Annotated in this window: 12 protein-coding genes; 7 read left to right on the top strand and 5 right to left on the bottom strand. The window is 43.6% G+C overall.

The features are described from left to right. The first annotated feature begins 11 nt into the window (after nt 1-11). The 3 genes from ABWV45_RS07280 to ABWV45_RS07270 are packed head-to-tail and all read left to right on the top strand — an operon-like array spanning nt 12 to nt 3749. Complete coding sequence (locus ABWV45_RS07280; protein WP_353350168.1) at nt 12-782, top strand: AAA family ATPase; 771 nt, start codon at nt 12-14, stop codon at nt 780-782. 8 nt (nt 783-790) lie between these two features. Continuing rightward, a complete protein-coding gene (locus ABWV45_RS07275; RefSeq protein WP_353350166.1) occupies nt 791-1429 on the top strand; it encodes an HAD-IB family hydrolase in 639 nt (212 codons plus the stop codon). Continuing rightward, nucleotides 1413-3749 (top strand): efflux RND transporter permease subunit, encoded by a 2337-nt coding sequence (locus ABWV45_RS07270; RefSeq protein WP_353350164.1) that lies wholly within the window; start codon nt 1413-1415, stop codon nt 3747-3749. Before ABWV45_RS07275 ends, ABWV45_RS07270 begins: the two co-directional genes overlap by 17 nt. Nucleotides 3750-3943: 194 nt before the next feature. Here ABWV45_RS07270 and ABWV45_RS07265 read toward each other — a convergent pair whose 3' ends face one another. Beyond that, nucleotides 3944-5479, bottom strand: coding sequence for a phosphoenolpyruvate carboxykinase (locus tag ABWV45_RS07265; protein WP_353350162.1), 1536 nt, complete (start codon nt 5477-5479; stop codon nt 3944-3946). A gap of 566 nt (nt 5480-6045) precedes the next feature. Between ABWV45_RS07265 and ABWV45_RS07260 the strand changes: the two genes are divergently transcribed. Together ABWV45_RS07260 and ABWV45_RS07255 are read left to right on the top strand one after the other, a co-directional pair. Then, the gene (locus ABWV45_RS07260; RefSeq protein WP_353350160.1) at nt 6046-8928 is read left to right on the top strand and encodes a hypothetical protein; all 2883 of its coding nucleotides are present in this window, start codon (nt 6046-6048) and stop codon (nt 8926-8928) included. Between the two features lie 88 nt (nt 8929-9016). Further along, on the top strand, nt 9017-9886 hold the full coding sequence (locus ABWV45_RS07255) for a hypothetical protein (protein WP_353350158.1): 870 nt from the start codon (nt 9017-9019) through the stop codon (nt 9884-9886). A gap of 82 nt (nt 9887-9968) precedes the next feature. Here the strand turns inward: ABWV45_RS07255 and hslO are convergent, their stop codons facing one another. From hslO to ABWV45_RS07235, 4 genes are all read right to left on the bottom strand, one after another. Next, nucleotides 9969-10856: an Hsp33 family molecular chaperone HslO gene (gene hslO / locus ABWV45_RS07250; protein ID WP_353350156.1), complete on the bottom strand. Its 888-nt coding sequence runs from the start codon at nt 10854-10856 to the stop codon at nt 9969-9971. A gap of 50 nt (nt 10857-10906) precedes the next feature. Continuing rightward, nucleotides 10907-11308: an RNA-binding S4 domain-containing protein gene (locus ABWV45_RS07245; protein WP_353350154.1), complete on the bottom strand. Its 402-nt coding sequence runs from the start codon at nt 11306-11308 to the stop codon at nt 10907-10909. Next, on the bottom strand, nt 11301-11975 hold the full coding sequence (gene yrfG, locus ABWV45_RS07240; RefSeq protein ID WP_353350152.1) for a GMP/IMP nucleotidase: 675 nt from the start codon (nt 11973-11975) through the stop codon (nt 11301-11303). The genes ABWV45_RS07245 and yrfG overlap by 8 nt, the downstream gene beginning before the upstream one ends. Nucleotides 11976-12132: 157 nt before the next feature. After that, nucleotides 12133-13722 carry a hypothetical protein gene (locus ABWV45_RS07235; RefSeq protein WP_353350150.1) on the bottom strand — a complete coding sequence of 530 codons (1590 nt, stop codon included), beginning with the start codon at nt 13720-13722 and terminating at the stop codon, nt 12133-12135. A 299-nt stretch (nt 13723-14021) separates the two neighbouring features. On the opposite strand from ABWV45_RS07235, the gene nudE reads away from it, so the two are divergent. Both nudE and cysQ read left to right on the top strand, forming a co-directional pair. After that, a complete protein-coding gene (gene nudE / locus ABWV45_RS07230; protein ID WP_353350148.1) occupies nt 14022-14585 on the top strand; it encodes an ADP compounds hydrolase NudE in 564 nt (187 codons plus the stop codon). Nucleotides 14586-14592: 7 nt separating this feature from the next. After that, entirely contained in the window at nt 14593-15408 is an 816-nt protein-coding gene (gene cysQ, locus ABWV45_RS07225) for a 3'(2'),5'-bisphosphate nucleotidase CysQ (protein WP_353350146.1), read from the top strand. The last annotated feature ends 296 nt before the right edge of the window (nt 15409-15704 follow it).

Here is a 15704-nt window from a genome sequence, read left to right as displayed (position 1 = left end):
CGGTAATCAAAATGAAAGAAAATCTAAAATTAGCGGTATCTGGTACTTATTCAACCGGTAAAACCACAACGACAGAAGCACTATCCATCGCAACAGGCGTACCTAGAACTCATGCTCGTACAGCTCGTGAAATTCTTAGGGATATACTGCCGGGTAAAGCATTAGAAGATTTAGATGCGTCTGAGCTAATCCAAATGGGCTTGCGTCGATTAGAAGAACGTATTCACCACGAAGCCGAAATCCACGGTGCATTTATTTCTGATGGCAGTGTCATTCATGAATGGGTATACGGTGAAGTACGCATGCGCCAAGGTATTAATCCAAATGCCACAGTATTTCATAAGCTACTGACAGAGGTTGCAGGCTGGCGAATTAAAAAATTCTACCAACAATACATGAATGCTTACGGCGCAAATGTGAAAGACCGCGCCCGCCGTACGTATGATGCCTACATTCACTTACCAGTTGAATTTGAAATGCATAAAGACGGCCATCGTCCTGTTTCTGAAAAATTCAGAAATGGATCAGACAAGTTATTACTTGATAGCATTAAAGAAATTGGACTTCCTTGCCATGTGATTGGTGGCAGCATCGAAGATCGATTAGAAAAAATCATAGATGTAATGGAAATGCCTATTGTGGTTCCAATAAAAGAAGCCGCTGAAATTGCTAAGCAACAGGTTGCCAAATATCACGAAGAGCTAGAAGTAGAAGCTAAACGAGTACAAGAACTGCGCGATAACGATTGGATCTCTAAACTTAAATACAGTTTTCGTTATTAGAGTAACCCATGATTTACGCGTTTTTCGATTTTGATGGCACCCTAACAAAAAAAGATACCCTTAAAGGTTTTGCCCAGTTTTACTGGGGCAAAGCTTTTAAGTGGAAGCTATTTAGCTTCCTACCTATTTTGATAGGGTTCAAACTTAAACTCATCAATCACAATCAAGCGAAATCCCTCTTTGTTCGTTTTTTTTACAAAAACCAAACCATAGACCAACTTCTCCAAGCAGGGTTAGATTACAACCGCTACATCATGCCTGATAACATACAGCCAGCCATGATGGAACGGCTCAATTGGCATCTAAATCAAGGCCATGAAGTCTGCATTGTCACGGCTTCATTGCCTTATTGGATTGCCCCTTGGTGCAAACAGAAAGGCGTCAACCTGATTGCAACCCAAGCTGAAGAAATAAATGGGCGACTCACTGGTCATCTTTATGGAACGAATTGTTTTGGCCAAGAGAAAGTAATAAAAATACAACAAGAGTATGAGATAAGCCCGACAGATAACGTTTATGCTTATGGTGATACCGAATCGGATTACCCCATGATGGACATGGCTCATGAAGCGTTTGATTGTTCGAACAATCCAAATTCTCCATATACACTAGCTAGAAAGGAACCCTGGTATGCTAAAGCAATATAGCGACCTTATACTCAACAACAGGTGGAAAGTTCTACTTGTTTGGCTGTTATTACTCATTTCATTTGGTATCGGCTTAGGCAAAATTACATTTTCATCTGATTACCGTGTTTTCTTCGGCGAGGACAATCCTGAACTCCTTGCTTTCACTAAGATGCAAGACACTTTTTCCAGTTCGGATAATGTATTAATTGCAGTCACCCCTAAAGATGGCAGTTCTGTTTTTACTGCGGCATCGTTACAAGCCATCCAAGACATTACCCAACGCTCTTGGAAAGCACCCTATTCAACCCGAGTGGATTCTTTAACCAATTATCAATACAGCTATGCAGAACAAGATGATTTGATTGTGGCTGATTTAGTCTCCGAAGAAAATCTCTCTGAAAGTGCCATAGCATTAGCAAAAACACGTGCGCTTGCAGAAAAACAATTGGTTAATCGGTTAGTTTCAAACGAAGGCCATGTAGGTGCAATTAACATCACCATTCGTCTACCGGGTAAATTTCGAGAAGCTGAAGTACCTGAAGTGGGTGCATTTGTTAAAGAAATGATGCAAGACGTGAGAGCCACCTACCCTGATTTGGATTTCCATGTAAGTGGTCAAATCATGATGAACAATACCTTGGTAGAAGCCAGTCAGTTTGATATGGGCGTGTTATTCCCAATCACTTTATTGATCATCATATTAGGTACTGGCCTATTTGTGCGAGGTGTATCCGCCACCTTAGGTGTGTTCTTAGTTATTATCATGTCGATTATTAGTGCCATCGGTATTACCGGCTGGATGGGCATCCAACTATCACCGCCATCAGCCTCTGCACCGACCATAATACTCACCTTGGTGGTTGCAGACTGCATGCATATATTAAGTACTTATTTTTATAACTTAAGGAAAGGTTTAAGCTCAATTGCAGCCATGCATGAAAGTATTGTTATCAACTTTAAAGCGATTTTCATCACCACTGTTACTACCATTATGGGCTTTTTAACCCTTAACTTCTCAGACTCTCCACCATTTAGAGATTTAGGTAACATCACCGCCCTAGGTGTGTTCGCTGCATTTGCTCTTTCAGTTAGCTTTTTACCTGCGTTAATCACGCTACTACCGGCTCGTAAACGTAAGGTACGCGAAGAAGGCAACGGTTTTCTGGGTCGTTATGTAGAATGGCTAGCAAACAATACTAAGAAAATTTCCTTAAGTTTAGTAGCCCTTACGCTGTTTGTAGTCTGGGCACTGCCTAAGAATTCTATTGATGATAATTTTTATGATTATTTTGGCACCCACTTTGAAACCCGCCAAGCTAATGATTTCATCTTTGAAAACTTAACAGGCATTGCCACTTTAGAATACAAAATCGATAGCCAAGCCGAAATGGGTATTGCAAACCCTGAGTTCCTTAGCAAAATTCAAAGCTTTGCTGATTGGTATGAAACTCAACCAGAGGTATATAACGTTAATGTCATCACCGACACGTTCAAGCGTTTAAATAAAAACATGCACGGTGAATCCGAAGCATTCTATAAACTACCAAGTGACAAAGAACTCGCATCACAATATTTATTATTGTACGAATTATCGCTGCCGTTTGGTTTAAGTTTAGATAATCAATTAACCACCCAAAAATCGGCAACCCGTATGGTGGTAACATTAAGAAAAGGACCATCTAGCCAGCTACTAAGATTAGACAACTCGGCCCAACAATGGCTACAAGACAATCAAATGGCAGAATTTGTCAGTGCTGGCGTCAGCCCAGATATGATGTTTGCCAAAATTGGTTATCGTAATAACCGCGCGTTACTTTGGGGAGCCTTAATCGCACTTGTGGTGATATCACTAACGCTAATAGCCGTATTTAAAGATGTGAAAATTGGTTTAATCTCTTTAATTCCAAACCTGTATCCAGCCGCTATCGCATTTGCACTATGGGGATTGGCAATTGGCGAGGTAGGATTAAGCTTATCTGTGGTGGGAACCATGACGCTCGGCATAGTGGTCGATGACACTGTCCACTTTTTAAATAAATATATGCATGCGACTCGCGAGTTAGGGCAAAAAAGTGCTCAAGCCATTCGCTACGCCTTTGAGACAGTTGGCCCTGCAATCATTGGCACCACACTGGTATTAACATTAGGCTTTTTGGTATTAGCAATGTCACCGTTCCGCTTAAATAGCGACATGGGATTAATGACATCCATCACCATTACACTGGCATTGATTTTGGACTTTGTGATTTTACCCGCGTTATTGCTTATCTTTGATAAGGTGCCTACACCAACTCAAAAAGCAGAAGCCATTGGCACAAAAGAAGCAACGGCTAATTAAGAAGCCCTGTGACCCGTCCTGATATATGTTGACGGTTTTTAATGTATCAACTTATTTCAGGGCAGGTCATTCCATACAAAAAAGGCGCAACCAAGTTGCGCCTTTTTCAATTACCTAGGGTGAGGTAATTATTTTTGACCATTAAAGGTCGATATCCGAAACGCCTTCAATGACACTTCAGATAAAACTGCATATTACAGCTTTGGACCTGCATCACGGATCGCATCAGATACATCATACTTAGCAAAGTTATCAATGAACTGCTGCGCAAGACCCGCTGCCACTTCGTCGTATTTACCTTGGTCGGCCCATGCACCACGAGGGTTAAGCAATGTACGATCAACACCTTCAACAGACTTAGGCACTTGTAGGCCAAAGACTGGAATCGTATCTGTATCAGCATCACGAAGCGCACCAGACTGAATAGCCGCAATCACAGCACGAGTAGTCGGGATAGAGAAACGCTCACCGCCTGCACCGTTAGGCCCGCCAGTCCAACCTGTGTTCACAAGATAAACTTGAGAGTCATACTCAGTCACACGCTTCATAAGAAGCTCGGCATATTCACCTGCTGGACGCGGGAAGAACGGCGCACCAAAACAAGTAGAGAACGTGGATTTAAGGCCTTTAGATCCACCCATTTCAGTAGAGCCAACTAATGCCGTGTAACCAGAAAGGAAGTGGTAAGCCGCTTGCTCTTTAGAAAGAATCGAAACCGGAGGTAAAACACCCGTCATATCACATGTTAAGAAGATAACCGCTTTAGGCTCGCCAGCTTGGTTTTCTAAAACACGCTTTTCAATGTGCTCTAAAGGGTAAGCACAACGGCCGTTTTCAGTTAATGAAACGTCGTTATAATCTGCAACACGAGTTTCTGGGTTGATCACCACGTTTTCAACAATGGCACCAAATTTAATAGCATCCCAAATAACTGGCTCGTTCTTTTGAGAAAGATCGATGGTTTTTGCATAGCAGCCGCCTTCGATGTTGAATACTGTACCTTTGCCCCAACCGTGCTCATCATCACCAATTAGGTAACGGCTTTGGTCAGCGGATAGTGTGGTTTTACCTGTTCCAGAAAGACCGAAGAACAAGCATGTATCCCCTTCTTCACCTACGTTGGCTGAACAGTGCATTGGCAGCACGTCTTTTTCAGGCAATAAGAAGTTTTGTACAGAGAACATGGCTTTTTTCATTTCGCCGGCATAACGCATACCAGCCAGTAGCACTTTACGTTTTGCGAAGTTGATGATCACACAACCATCAGAGTTAGTGCCATCACGCTCAGGCACACACTCAAAACCCGCTACGTTCAGGATTTGCCACTCTTCTTTGTCAGAAGGGTTAAACGTATCAGGACGGATAAATAGGTTACGACCGAACAGGTTCTGCCAAGCCGTTTGTGTTGTCATTTTAACCGGTAGATAGTGGTTAGAGTCTGCACCTACGTGCACGTTCGATACAAATTTGTCGTGCTGGTCTAGGTAAGCTTCTACGCGATCCCAAAGGGCATCGAATTTGTCGGCATCGAAAGGGCGGTTTACATTACCCCAATCGATGGCATCTGAGGTGCTTGGCTCTTGCACAATGAAACGATCCATTGGTGAACGACCTGTGCGCTTGCCAGTTTCGATAACTAATGCGCCGTTATCCTGTAAACGGCCTTCGCCGCGCTCTAGTGCTTTTTCTACCAATAAAGCAGAGGAAAGATCGGTGTAAACGGTGGTCATAATGCCCAATCCAAAAAATATGTTACCAGCTTGTGGCCAGTGAACTTAATACATTACCGCCAAAGGGAATCACCTATGGCGCATTTAAAATTTTAGGTGCGCGATTATGCCAGAAAATCCAATCTAGGCGAATAGGCAGGTTACAAAAAGCCCAAACCAGAGCCATTTAATCGGTTTATTCCGCACTAAGAGTCAGCATTGGTAGGGGGTATACAGGATATTTATGTTGCCTATACCTGCTATAAGTTGGATTTATTATCGTTTATATGGCGCAAAAAGTGGCACTCATAGGGTGATTTTTAAAGTGAGATCTCACTACTTTTTGGACATAAGCAAATGAAACTTAAAAAAGATTCATCAGTAATAAATAAATCTAAGCCTATAGACTTGATCTAAATCATTTATTGGGAGCAAAACATCACGCTTTACCCTGTTATTTAGGCTGTCATAACTGAATATTATTAAACTCAGAACCTTTGCAATACACCCGTCTTTGACGAATTCCCCTTACGAACTAAAACTTTATTACGCAGATACATTTTTGTCTTATCTCATAGGGAAGTTCTATGTCGTATTTTTCTCTCTCCAGTCATTCGTCGGTTTCACGATTCAAAACCATATTACTCAGTGCGGTCCTATTTAGCACAGTTGGCTGCTTTGATAGCGGCGGAGGCGGTGACGATAACAGCGGAACCGGTGGTGATGGCGGTGGTGGAGGCTCAACCCCAACCCCAACCGATACCTCCACAACACCAACGGTCAGCTTTAATCTCAGCGGGGCGGTTTCACTTGTTGCTAACGAAGAAGCCATTGTAGAGGACACCTCAAGAAGCATTTCAAGCAAAACAGGCAAACCAATATTTAGCTATACACTGGCTAAGAATGCCAAAACCCCACTTGCTCGAAGTATTAATGGTCGAGAAGACGAAGAAGAAGGTGTATCTAATTTATTAGCCATTGATGAGGAAGGGGATGCCTCGTTAGCAATTGATACGAACATGCCAATGAAAGTCATGTACAGCGTTGTATCGCCAGATGGCTCAAAGGTTTATATCGCTTTAGATACAGGCTGGCATGACAACAGCAGCAGTGAATTTGATTACGCCAGCACCATTGCCGCACTCAATTGTGGACTATTAGAAGTGGACACCGATACAGACGAGCACCGCTGCGTAGAAGAAGGACTCATGGTGCAATATATGGACGACAGCTACATGCAGAATGTATCGGGTAATCAAAAACCCATTCAATTCGATACGGATGGTAATGTTTACTTTACGGCCACCAGTTTTACTCGACAAGAAGATTCTTTTTGTAACGAGTTCGATAATGATGGCAACTGCATCAGTGAACAGTCTAACTTCTGGCTCAATCAAGTGGATTGGAATCCGTTAATCTACAAAATGAGTGCCAGCGACCAAAGCGTCACCAATATCTCGCAAGACAACGAACACGTCCAATTTTTCTTAACCCTATCTTCTGGTGAAGTGGCCTACCAAGCATGGCAGGACACCAACTCTGGTAATCTTGTACTAAAAGTAGTGAACAGCGCAGGCTCGGTTGTAAACCTTAGCTCAGATTCATGGGTGAAATTTTTCACCAAAGACAGCGAAAACGCCTTGGTTTGGGGTGAAGAAGATTGGAGTAACGCCAGTAGCGGCCTAAAAATGGCTAAGCCCATTCAAGATGATAGCCTCGGCCGCTTTCAGTTTGCTAGCCTAGATACCAGCTTGTTTGGCGCACAAGACCAGAATAATGGCTGGAGTTCCCCTACCCCGCGTCGCATCATCATGGCCGACGATGGCCGTGTATACGGTGTGTTTGAAAGTGGCAGCAGTGAATACAACTCCACCAACGACACTTGGACTTGGAATAACTCACTAAAAGTATTCCAAATGCTACCATTTGATGGTGTACCAAAAGTAGAGCTTGATTTAGGCGATGATGGTTGGTGGAGCTGGATGCAAGATACCCCGTTCCAAATTTCCCGTGGTTTCTTGTATTACACCGAAGAGGTAGTCGTACCGGGCTTAAATGAAGCCGACGTGATTCGCATGGTCAATTTAGAAACTCGCGAACTGACTACATTGATCGACCCAAATGAAAGCGGTGCCACTGGCCGTTATGAAATCTATAACTGGCGCTTAAGTGGCAATACACTGTTCTTCTCTGCTTTAGAGCTGGGCAGCAACACAGTAGTAACAGGACAAATCGACACACTAGGGGTGAGAGCCGCTGCTGACGATGCCGATTTATCTCAGTTTTTAACCTTACAAGAAACCGCCACCGCATCTGGTGCTGCATCTAAAGTACAAGATATTGAAGTGATTGCACCAAGTGCACCGCCCGTTGAAGCAGGGAACTTCCTAGTACAAGACGTACACGTGGACCCTGTTAACATCTACAGCGTGAGTGTGGACTTTAATAAATATCCAGACGCCAGCTCAGTAGATGACAACATTACCCTCACCTCAGCTGATACCACAGAAGGTGACAACGGTGTCATTCCAACCTTTAAGTTATGGCTCTATAAAACCTTACATATGGTGCCTGATTTAGAGCAGACCGGAAGCAGTGTCGACCCATTACTGCTACCAGAAACCGTACCAATGTCATTTGATGAAACCTATACCGTGGCATTTAATGCAAGCAGCATCATTGATTTAAGCGGCTTTCAACTACAATCCGCCAGCGATGCAACATTGGAAACACGCCCACAAACTGGCTGGTACAACACAGGTTTATTAGCCAATGTAGACACTGCCATTGCTGACGATAAAGTACTGAAATATGCCACCAGCTTTGATACATGGGAGAAAAAAGGTTGGGATATCTTAGGCGCAGATATTGGCGCTAACTTCCAAGTAGACTTTGCAGCGAAAAACTTCAGCTGGGATGGTATTGATGTCATGTTATTCGACAAAGCCAATTCAGAAGCCCGTAACGCCGATCAATCTAATTGGGATAACGACTGGGCAAGTTTGGTCTTCAACTACCGCTTAGGTGGCTGGTCGAACCTTGAATACGCCAACGGCTCCAATGCGCAAACCGGATGGGTTTGGTACAACCACACATGGTTCGACAAAGACACTCACGACACCTTATTTAACGGTGTATGGAAAAACTATCGTGTGAAAGTCTACGGCACCAACATTGAGCTGTACTACAGCGATGACGGCACCACCTATACCCAAGTGGCTGACTTAAGCAAAACCGACCTAGTAAGCCGCGCTGGTACGGACTACCGTTTAATACTCAGAGCCGCCAGCCCATTAGCTTTGGATAATCTCACGCTAACGACTCTGGACGGAAGCGGCGATGTGTCCACCTCCACAGGAGACTTATTAGATAAAGACTTCAACGATGGCAACACCCCTGCCAGCTTGGCAACACCAATGACAGACGCCAACCCTAACGAATGGTACCCAAGCTCCAACGATATTTGGTAGCCCATTCATTAACCTGAAATAAAAAACCCGACTACTCTTAAAGTAGTCGGGTTTTATTTTATTAGGGGCACACCCACAAAGGACTAACATGAAAAAAACAGGATTATTGTATGTACTTTTCATCTATAGCATCTCGCTTAACAGCCAAGCACAAAGTGCATCGTTAGACATAAAAGACAAACCCGCCAGCTACAGTTATTTTGCCATTGGTAATGAAAACATAAACTACAAAGAGACCATTAGTATCAGTGGTGCCAACTTTGAAACCGACACCACAACCGATAACCTAGTATTGTTATCCGGAGGCCGCACCTTTGTTAGCCCTGATTTATCGTTCTCGATAAATGCTATTTCGACTTTATATCCGCAACATGTTACTGAAACATGGCGACTCACTAATACGTTCCAAGGTATTGAGCCACACGACTTACAAACCAATCAATTCACTTATTCACAAGTTTCTACTCAATTCTTACTGCACTACCACCCACAAGCTTGGTGGTCACTGGATCTCGGCGCAACTTACTCTTTGGGGACTTTTAAGCGCTTTTCATTTAATTATCTAAGTGTTTTATCATGCAATCCAAGTCAAACTGATTGCACTGGAGATAATGTCGTAGAAGAAACATTTGGTGAATTAATAATACAAGGGGGTGGCTCAAGTTATTTTTCATTGACAGAGGATTGGCAATTACACTTCACCGCGTTAGTTGGTATCCCTGTATTTAGTCGAATTGAAAATACGCTATACCCTGAATTGCAATTTGACTCCACTGCCGGTTGGAACACAGAAATTATCAGCAGTTTAAGTTATCACCTGAATGACGATATCTCGTTAGGGCTAATCTACGACTTCCAATATCAATTTAAAGACATTCAAAACATCGGCACGGTTTACATTCCCGAAAACGAGCGTCTAGCTCACCGCTATGGCTTATTAGTAAACTGGGCCTTTTGATTTAAGTCGTGCCATCACCCACAAAAAAAGCCGCGTATTTTTCAATAAGCGGCCTCATATTGATTTCGACTTTTCAAAAAGATTAATGCAGGCCTTTGCCGTTTTTTGCGCTTTCTAGGGGGAACAATCCATTCACATCACTTTGAGTGAAGCTGTAGTGTTGACCACAAAACTGACAATCGGCTCGGATCTTTTTCTGCTCGTCGATGATGTCTTGGCATTCCGCATATCCGATTTGAGTCAGGGCCACGGATAAACGTTCTTTTGAGCAACTGCAACTAAATTGTAACGGTTGCCCTTCGTAGACTCGTACTTTTTCTTCGTGATATAAACGATATAAAATATCTTCATTGCTAAGGTGCAATAATTCATCACTGCGCAGGGTGTGCGCCAATTGGTTTAGGCGGTTCCATGCGTCGTCATCCGCCTCTATGGTTTCTTGAATTTCACCAAGCTCTGGGAGCTCTTGTAAAAACAAACCTGCTGCCATGCCGTTTTCACAGCTAATCCATAAGTGGGTATCTAGCTGTTCGGATTGTCTAAAGTACGCTTCTACCGACTTAGTAATACTGCCTTCTTCGAGTGCGACGATACCTTGATAGCGACGGCCTTGGTTTGGCTCAATGGTGATAATAAGCTGGCCCTTTTGCCCAAGTAGGTGCTCTTCACTTAAGTCTTTGTCTTCGTCTAAACGGGCAATGCCTTTGAGTTTGCCGTCATGGGTGGTTTCCGCAACCAATAAGCGTACTGGGCCATCGGTTTGCACTTGCAGGCTTAAAATACCTTCAATTTTAACGGTGGCACTTAACAGTGCCGCAGCCACTAATAGCTCCCCTAGAAGGCCATTGACTGGCTCTGGGTAGGTTTGACGCTGAAACATGTCTGCAAGGGATTGCTTAAGCCCGACTAATTCACCACGTACATGGCAGTTATCAAAGGTAAAACGTTGTAAGGTGTCATGAGTGGCCATGGGTTTTCTCTTACTTATCCTGCGGATAAGCTTATCAATAGGGTTTTAAATTAAAGCGTGGTTTCGTCTTTAAACTTACTAATTTGACGGCGCTCTTTTTTGTTTGGCTTATGGTCAAACAAGGGGTTGGATTGGGCAAATTTGCGACGACGATCTGCTTCGTCCATGCGTTTTTTGATGCTGGCTGCGGTTTCTTCGTATAACAGCTGGGCATCCGCTGCGCCTTTGCGTTGTTCGCTGATTTTGAGCACGGTGATGATTTTATCATCATAGCCTTGGCGTACCTGCAAGGTGGCTCCAACATCAACCGTGCGACTGACTTTACAGCGCTGCCCATCGTACAGAACTTTGCCACCTTCAATGGCGGCTTTAGCCAGTGCACGGGTTTTAAAAAATCGGGCCGCCCAAAGCCACTTATCTAAGCGTACTTTTGCGGGCTTTTTATCACTCACTTGGGGCTTCCTTATTCGCTGGCATCACATCTTTAAAGGCATCAATGCTGCGAAACTGGGTTATCTCTCGCTTGGGTTTTTGGCTATCTGGTTCATGAATACACATTAAGTGTTGAATACCATAGCGCTGAGCAGATTCTAACACAGCTAAACTATCATCAATGAGAACAGTGCGTTGCTTATCAAAGCCTTCATCTTCCATTAAGTGTTGCCAAAAACGCTGATCTTCTTTGGCGTAGCCGTAATCGTGGGAGCTAATAATGCGATCCACCATGTTATCTAAACCCGTATGCAGCATTTTTAAGTCCACACTATCGCGATGGGCATTGGTCACAATCACACTTCGCTTTCCGGCTTTGCGTAAAGCTTCAAGAAAATCAGGTACATGGGGGCGAAATTTAATTTTGTGCGAGATATCTTGCTTCAATTGCGCAATGGGCATGTGTGTCAGCTCGCTCCAGTAGTCTAAGCAGTACCATTCTAGCTGGCCTTGCTTTTGCTCCATCTGCAAAGTGAGAGTTTCTAATGCTTGGGATTTATCCATACCGTGGTGTACGGCGTACCTTTCCGGTAGGTGTTCCAACCAGAAAAAATTATCAAAGTGCAAATCCAGCAGAGTGCCGTCCATATCCAATAATACGGTATCAACTTCATTCCAATGGATCATGTAATGGGCACCCCTTTAGGCACGTGTGACGATTCCCATTGATTATAGTGTTTTCAGCATGGGCCAGAAACCGCAAATATGTAATAAGCCGCAATTGCGTCAAAAGAAGTGCTTTGAAAGGTAAAGCCCACTGAGTATTCAGTGGGCTAAATAGATGTTACTGAGGAGCAGTAGGCGCACTTGGTAAAGTAAAATCAATACTGGCTTTGTCGAGTAAGTCATTGGTAATGGCGGCGGAAGATGAATCCAATGTGCCGTTATCAATCACCGTTTGCTCATGAGTTGATGGCGTATGGCTTGAGCTGTTATGGCCACCAAACGCTGGGGTGAACGTACCCGTGTTGGCATCCATATCACAAGTGGTTGTGGGCACGTATAAAATATTAGATGAGGTGGCTGTCCATTCACCAGAGCTTAAACCTAAGGCTTGATATTGCACTTTATCCACTGGAGTGTGACTGTTACCTGGGCCTGCCCAGTTGCAAATCATGCCGGCATCTGTGGCGGCTAAATCAAGGTCGATGACCTCACTGGATGCCGCTGGGGATGGCACATAACCATAGTACGCACGACCTGTACCATTACCTGTGCTTTCGGTCACCACGTTTAACGCACGGTAATGGCTGTCACCGCCCCCTGCTTTCCATGCATACGCTAAACTGCCGTATCCGTCAGCGAGGCTAATTTGCGCTTGCATCACATGAATGTCTTCACCGGCCTGTAAGCTGATTTGACCATCACTGGCGTAGCTCACCTCGGGGTCTGAACTACCTTGTGGCTGGGCACGAGAAGAAATCATCCGATAACTAGCCTGTGAGCTAGATAACTCATAAATAACCGATACACCGCGTAAATCCGTTGCTTGGTTATTCTCTTCCGTGGCTTCTATGGTCAGCAGGCCATTATCATTGTCACTGTCGTGCAATACGGTTAAATCAATTTCTTGGCCATGAAGCGTACCGACAATATGGGTTTCGTATCCGGTACTGGCACTTAGGGTTTTGTGGATAACCGTTGCGGTTTCAATCTCAATGCCAGACTGATTACTGCTCTCACTAATACTTGATAGCTGTGAGCTCAAATCGAGCGTGGCACCATTTTCTGGTAAGTCTTCACCTAGTAATGCGGCCGCACACACCATCATGCCCATACTGCCCACGGCAAGATCCACATTATAGGCCGCCTTTGCCACCAGCTCGTTTAACTTGGCTGCCGCACACGCCTCACCTGTACTGGGTTCGTCTTCTACCCATAAACCTAAATCACCTGTGGGTAGTTGGCCGTCATCTGTACCACTTGATGAGTCTGGGTGGTCGGTGTAATCAAGGGCAGGGCCATAACATAAGGGCGATGACACCTGAGGCTGGCTAGGAATGGCATCTAAGCAACTGGATAAATCAGTGGCACCACGAATGGTATCTAAAAATGCGCTTGCCGCTTCTTTTTTACTTTCAAACTCACTGCTGTTACCCGCATCAGCACTGGCGGTTGATGAGGCAATGATTAATCCTTGAGGAATACTGTCAATTAACTCATCTAAGGCAGCAGCCCGTAAACATTGATCCAGTTCGCCATCGTCGCACGCTTCGTTGGCCAGTTCTAATTCTTCATCTAAGGTATCACACGCTTCTTGATCCCCTGCCGAGCAGTCTTCTGCGTTTTGTTTATCATCCTCGCCCAAATCAATACAGGCGACGAGACAGAAGCTTAGTAAAAATAAAGTTATTAATTTAAATGAACGACTCATGGTTTCTCCATAGATAATGAGGCTGCATATTGTTAGCCTAGCCAAATTCAAGAAAATCCATGATGCTCTTTTAGATGATTTTGTTGTGACAAAATGTTGGATATAGCCAAATGTTTGAATTGCATTATCCGCTACTAATGAATACACCTTCATAAGGGGTGCGGGTTGATACTCAATCAAAAATAATGATCAAAGTTCAAATCCTTTAAAACGATTTCAATTTCATTTCCATACACCATTTTAATGGCCCCCCTTTACCGTCATAATCGCCCTATTGTTACCATTAAAGTATGCCGCCCATGCCCCAAAAACCGCAAATATTAGATCGCCATATTGTCACCCAAAGCCGTTTATTTACCGTTGAGGCCATGAACCTTAGGTTTTCTAACGGGGTTGAACGTCAATACGAGCGGTTAGTTCCCGGTGGCTCTGGGGCTGTGATGATGGTGCCAATAAATGAAAAAGGCGAAGTACTGTTAATTCGTGAATACGGCGCGGGCCTAGAAGATTATAATCTGACGTTGCCTAAAGGCGCTGTAGATTTAGGCGAAAGCCTTGAGCAAGCGGCTAACCGAGAACTACAAGAAGAGATACAATTTGCAGCTAAAGAGCTGCACTTTTTAAAACACTTAAGTCTTAGTCCAAGCTACATGAAAAGTGGCATAGACGTGTTTATTGCACTAGACCTATACGAGGCAGCTTTATCAGGAGATGAGCCAGAACCATTAGAAGTGGTACCATGGCCGTTAAATGATATTGATGCATTAGTACAACGGGCAGATATGACAGAAGGCAGAGCCATTGCTGCGTTATATTTAGCTAAAAACTGGTTCCAGACACAACAAAATAATATTGATAAGTGAATGACCCATGCAACCAAATTATGCCGCTGTCATTGAGCTTGCAAAGCAAGCCGGTACCGCCATTTTACAGATCTATAACCGCAGTGCATACACTGTGGTTGAAAAGTCCGATGACAGCCCGTTAACTGAAGCTGATCTCGCTGCTCACCATATTATTAACAATGGCCTTAGCAAAATAATTAATGTACCCGTTATTAGCGAAGAAGCGGATATCCCAAATCAAGAACAACGGGCCCAATGGCAACAATTTTGGCTAGTTGATCCACTAGATGGCACCAAAGAATTCATCGACCGAAATGGCGAGTTCACAGTGAATATTGCGCTGATTCAAGAAGGAGAGCCAGTATTCGGATTAATTTATGCACCTGTTACCGATGAGTGCTATTACGGTGGCGACGGCAAAGCTTTTTGTAAGGTAGGTGATGAGCCTGCCATCCCATTAAAAGCCAGCAACCCCAATATACAAATCGGTGAGCATGATCGAATTCGCATACTTTGCAGTAAGCGTCATGCCCTGCAATCGCTAGATCGATTATGCGAAAAACTGGAACATAGAGTCGCCCGAGTAGAGCGTATATCCGTAGGAAGCGCATTAAAACTTGGCTATCTTGCGAGCGGCCAAGGTGAAGTATATCCAAGGTTTGGTAATGTTAGTGAATGGGATATTGCCGCTGGTCATGCAATTTTACGTTGTGTAGGTGGGGATATTTTATCGCTACAATATGAACATATTCGCTACGGCAGCAAACCCTCTATGATTGTGCCGGGCTTTTATGCAGTGGGCCAAGTAGATTTTGATTGGCGTACGCTGTTACTATCTTGAACATATCCTTTCGACATATAAAAGTCTGTTTTCAGACGATTCAAAAGACAGGCTTATGAATTATTTCAACGCCCTCTTTTAGAACACTTTATTTGCGGTTCAGCGCCCTATTTATAAACCAGAAATAAATATTTTTGCTCTATATTTATTATGCTGCGCTATAAAAACATCTTTTATGACCCAAAAGTTTTCAAGAGAATTTATTCATATCTTTTTTTATATTTAATGGATTTTTTAATTCCAATTTAGTTGAATAATTTTGATACGTGCTTCACATTAATTAACTATGCTTACTT

The sequence above is a fragment of the Oceaniserpentilla sp. 4NH20-0058 genome (assembly GCF_040371755.1).
Taxonomy (GTDB): Bacteria; Pseudomonadota; Gammaproteobacteria; order Pseudomonadales; family Oceanobacteraceae; genus Bermanella.
Note: the sequence above shows the minus strand (reverse complement) of the source record. Positions and strands in the feature narration are given on the sequence as shown.

What these genes read in the sequence shown, in the direction of transcription:
- ABWV45_RS07280 (WP_353350168.1), top strand. Translation starts at nt 12, where the DNA reads ATGAAAGAAAATCTAAAATTAGCGGTATCTGGTACTTATTCAACCGGT.
- ABWV45_RS07275 (WP_353350166.1), top strand. Translation starts at nt 791, where the DNA reads ATGATTTACGCGTTTTTCGATTTTGATGGCACCCTAACAAAAAAAGAT.
- ABWV45_RS07270 (WP_353350164.1), top strand. Translation starts at nt 1,413, where the DNA reads ATGCTAAAGCAATATAGCGACCTTATACTCAACAACAGGTGGAAAGTT.
- ABWV45_RS07265 (WP_353350162.1), bottom strand. Translation starts at nt 5,479, where the DNA reads ATGACCACCGTTTACACCGATCTTTCCTCTGCTTTATTGGTAGAAAAA.
- ABWV45_RS07260 (WP_353350160.1), top strand. Translation starts at nt 6,046, where the DNA reads ATGTCGTATTTTTCTCTCTCCAGTCATTCGTCGGTTTCACGATTCAAA.
- ABWV45_RS07255 (WP_353350158.1), top strand. Translation starts at nt 9,017, where the DNA reads ATGAAAAAAACAGGATTATTGTATGTACTTTTCATCTATAGCATCTCG.
- hslO (WP_353350156.1), bottom strand. Translation starts at nt 10,856, where the DNA reads ATGGCCACTCATGACACCTTACAACGTTTTACCTTTGATAACTGCCAT.
- yrfG (WP_353350152.1), bottom strand. Translation starts at nt 11,975, where the DNA reads ATGATCCATTGGAATGAAGTTGATACCGTATTATTGGATATGGACGGC.
- ABWV45_RS07235 (WP_353350150.1), bottom strand. Translation starts at nt 13,722, where the DNA reads ATGAGTCGTTCATTTAAATTAATAACTTTATTTTTACTAAGCTTCTGT.
- nudE (WP_353350148.1), top strand. Translation starts at nt 14,022, where the DNA reads ATGCCCCAAAAACCGCAAATATTAGATCGCCATATTGTCACCCAAAGC.
- cysQ (WP_353350146.1), top strand. Translation starts at nt 14,593, where the DNA reads ATGCAACCAAATTATGCCGCTGTCATTGAGCTTGCAAAGCAAGCCGGT.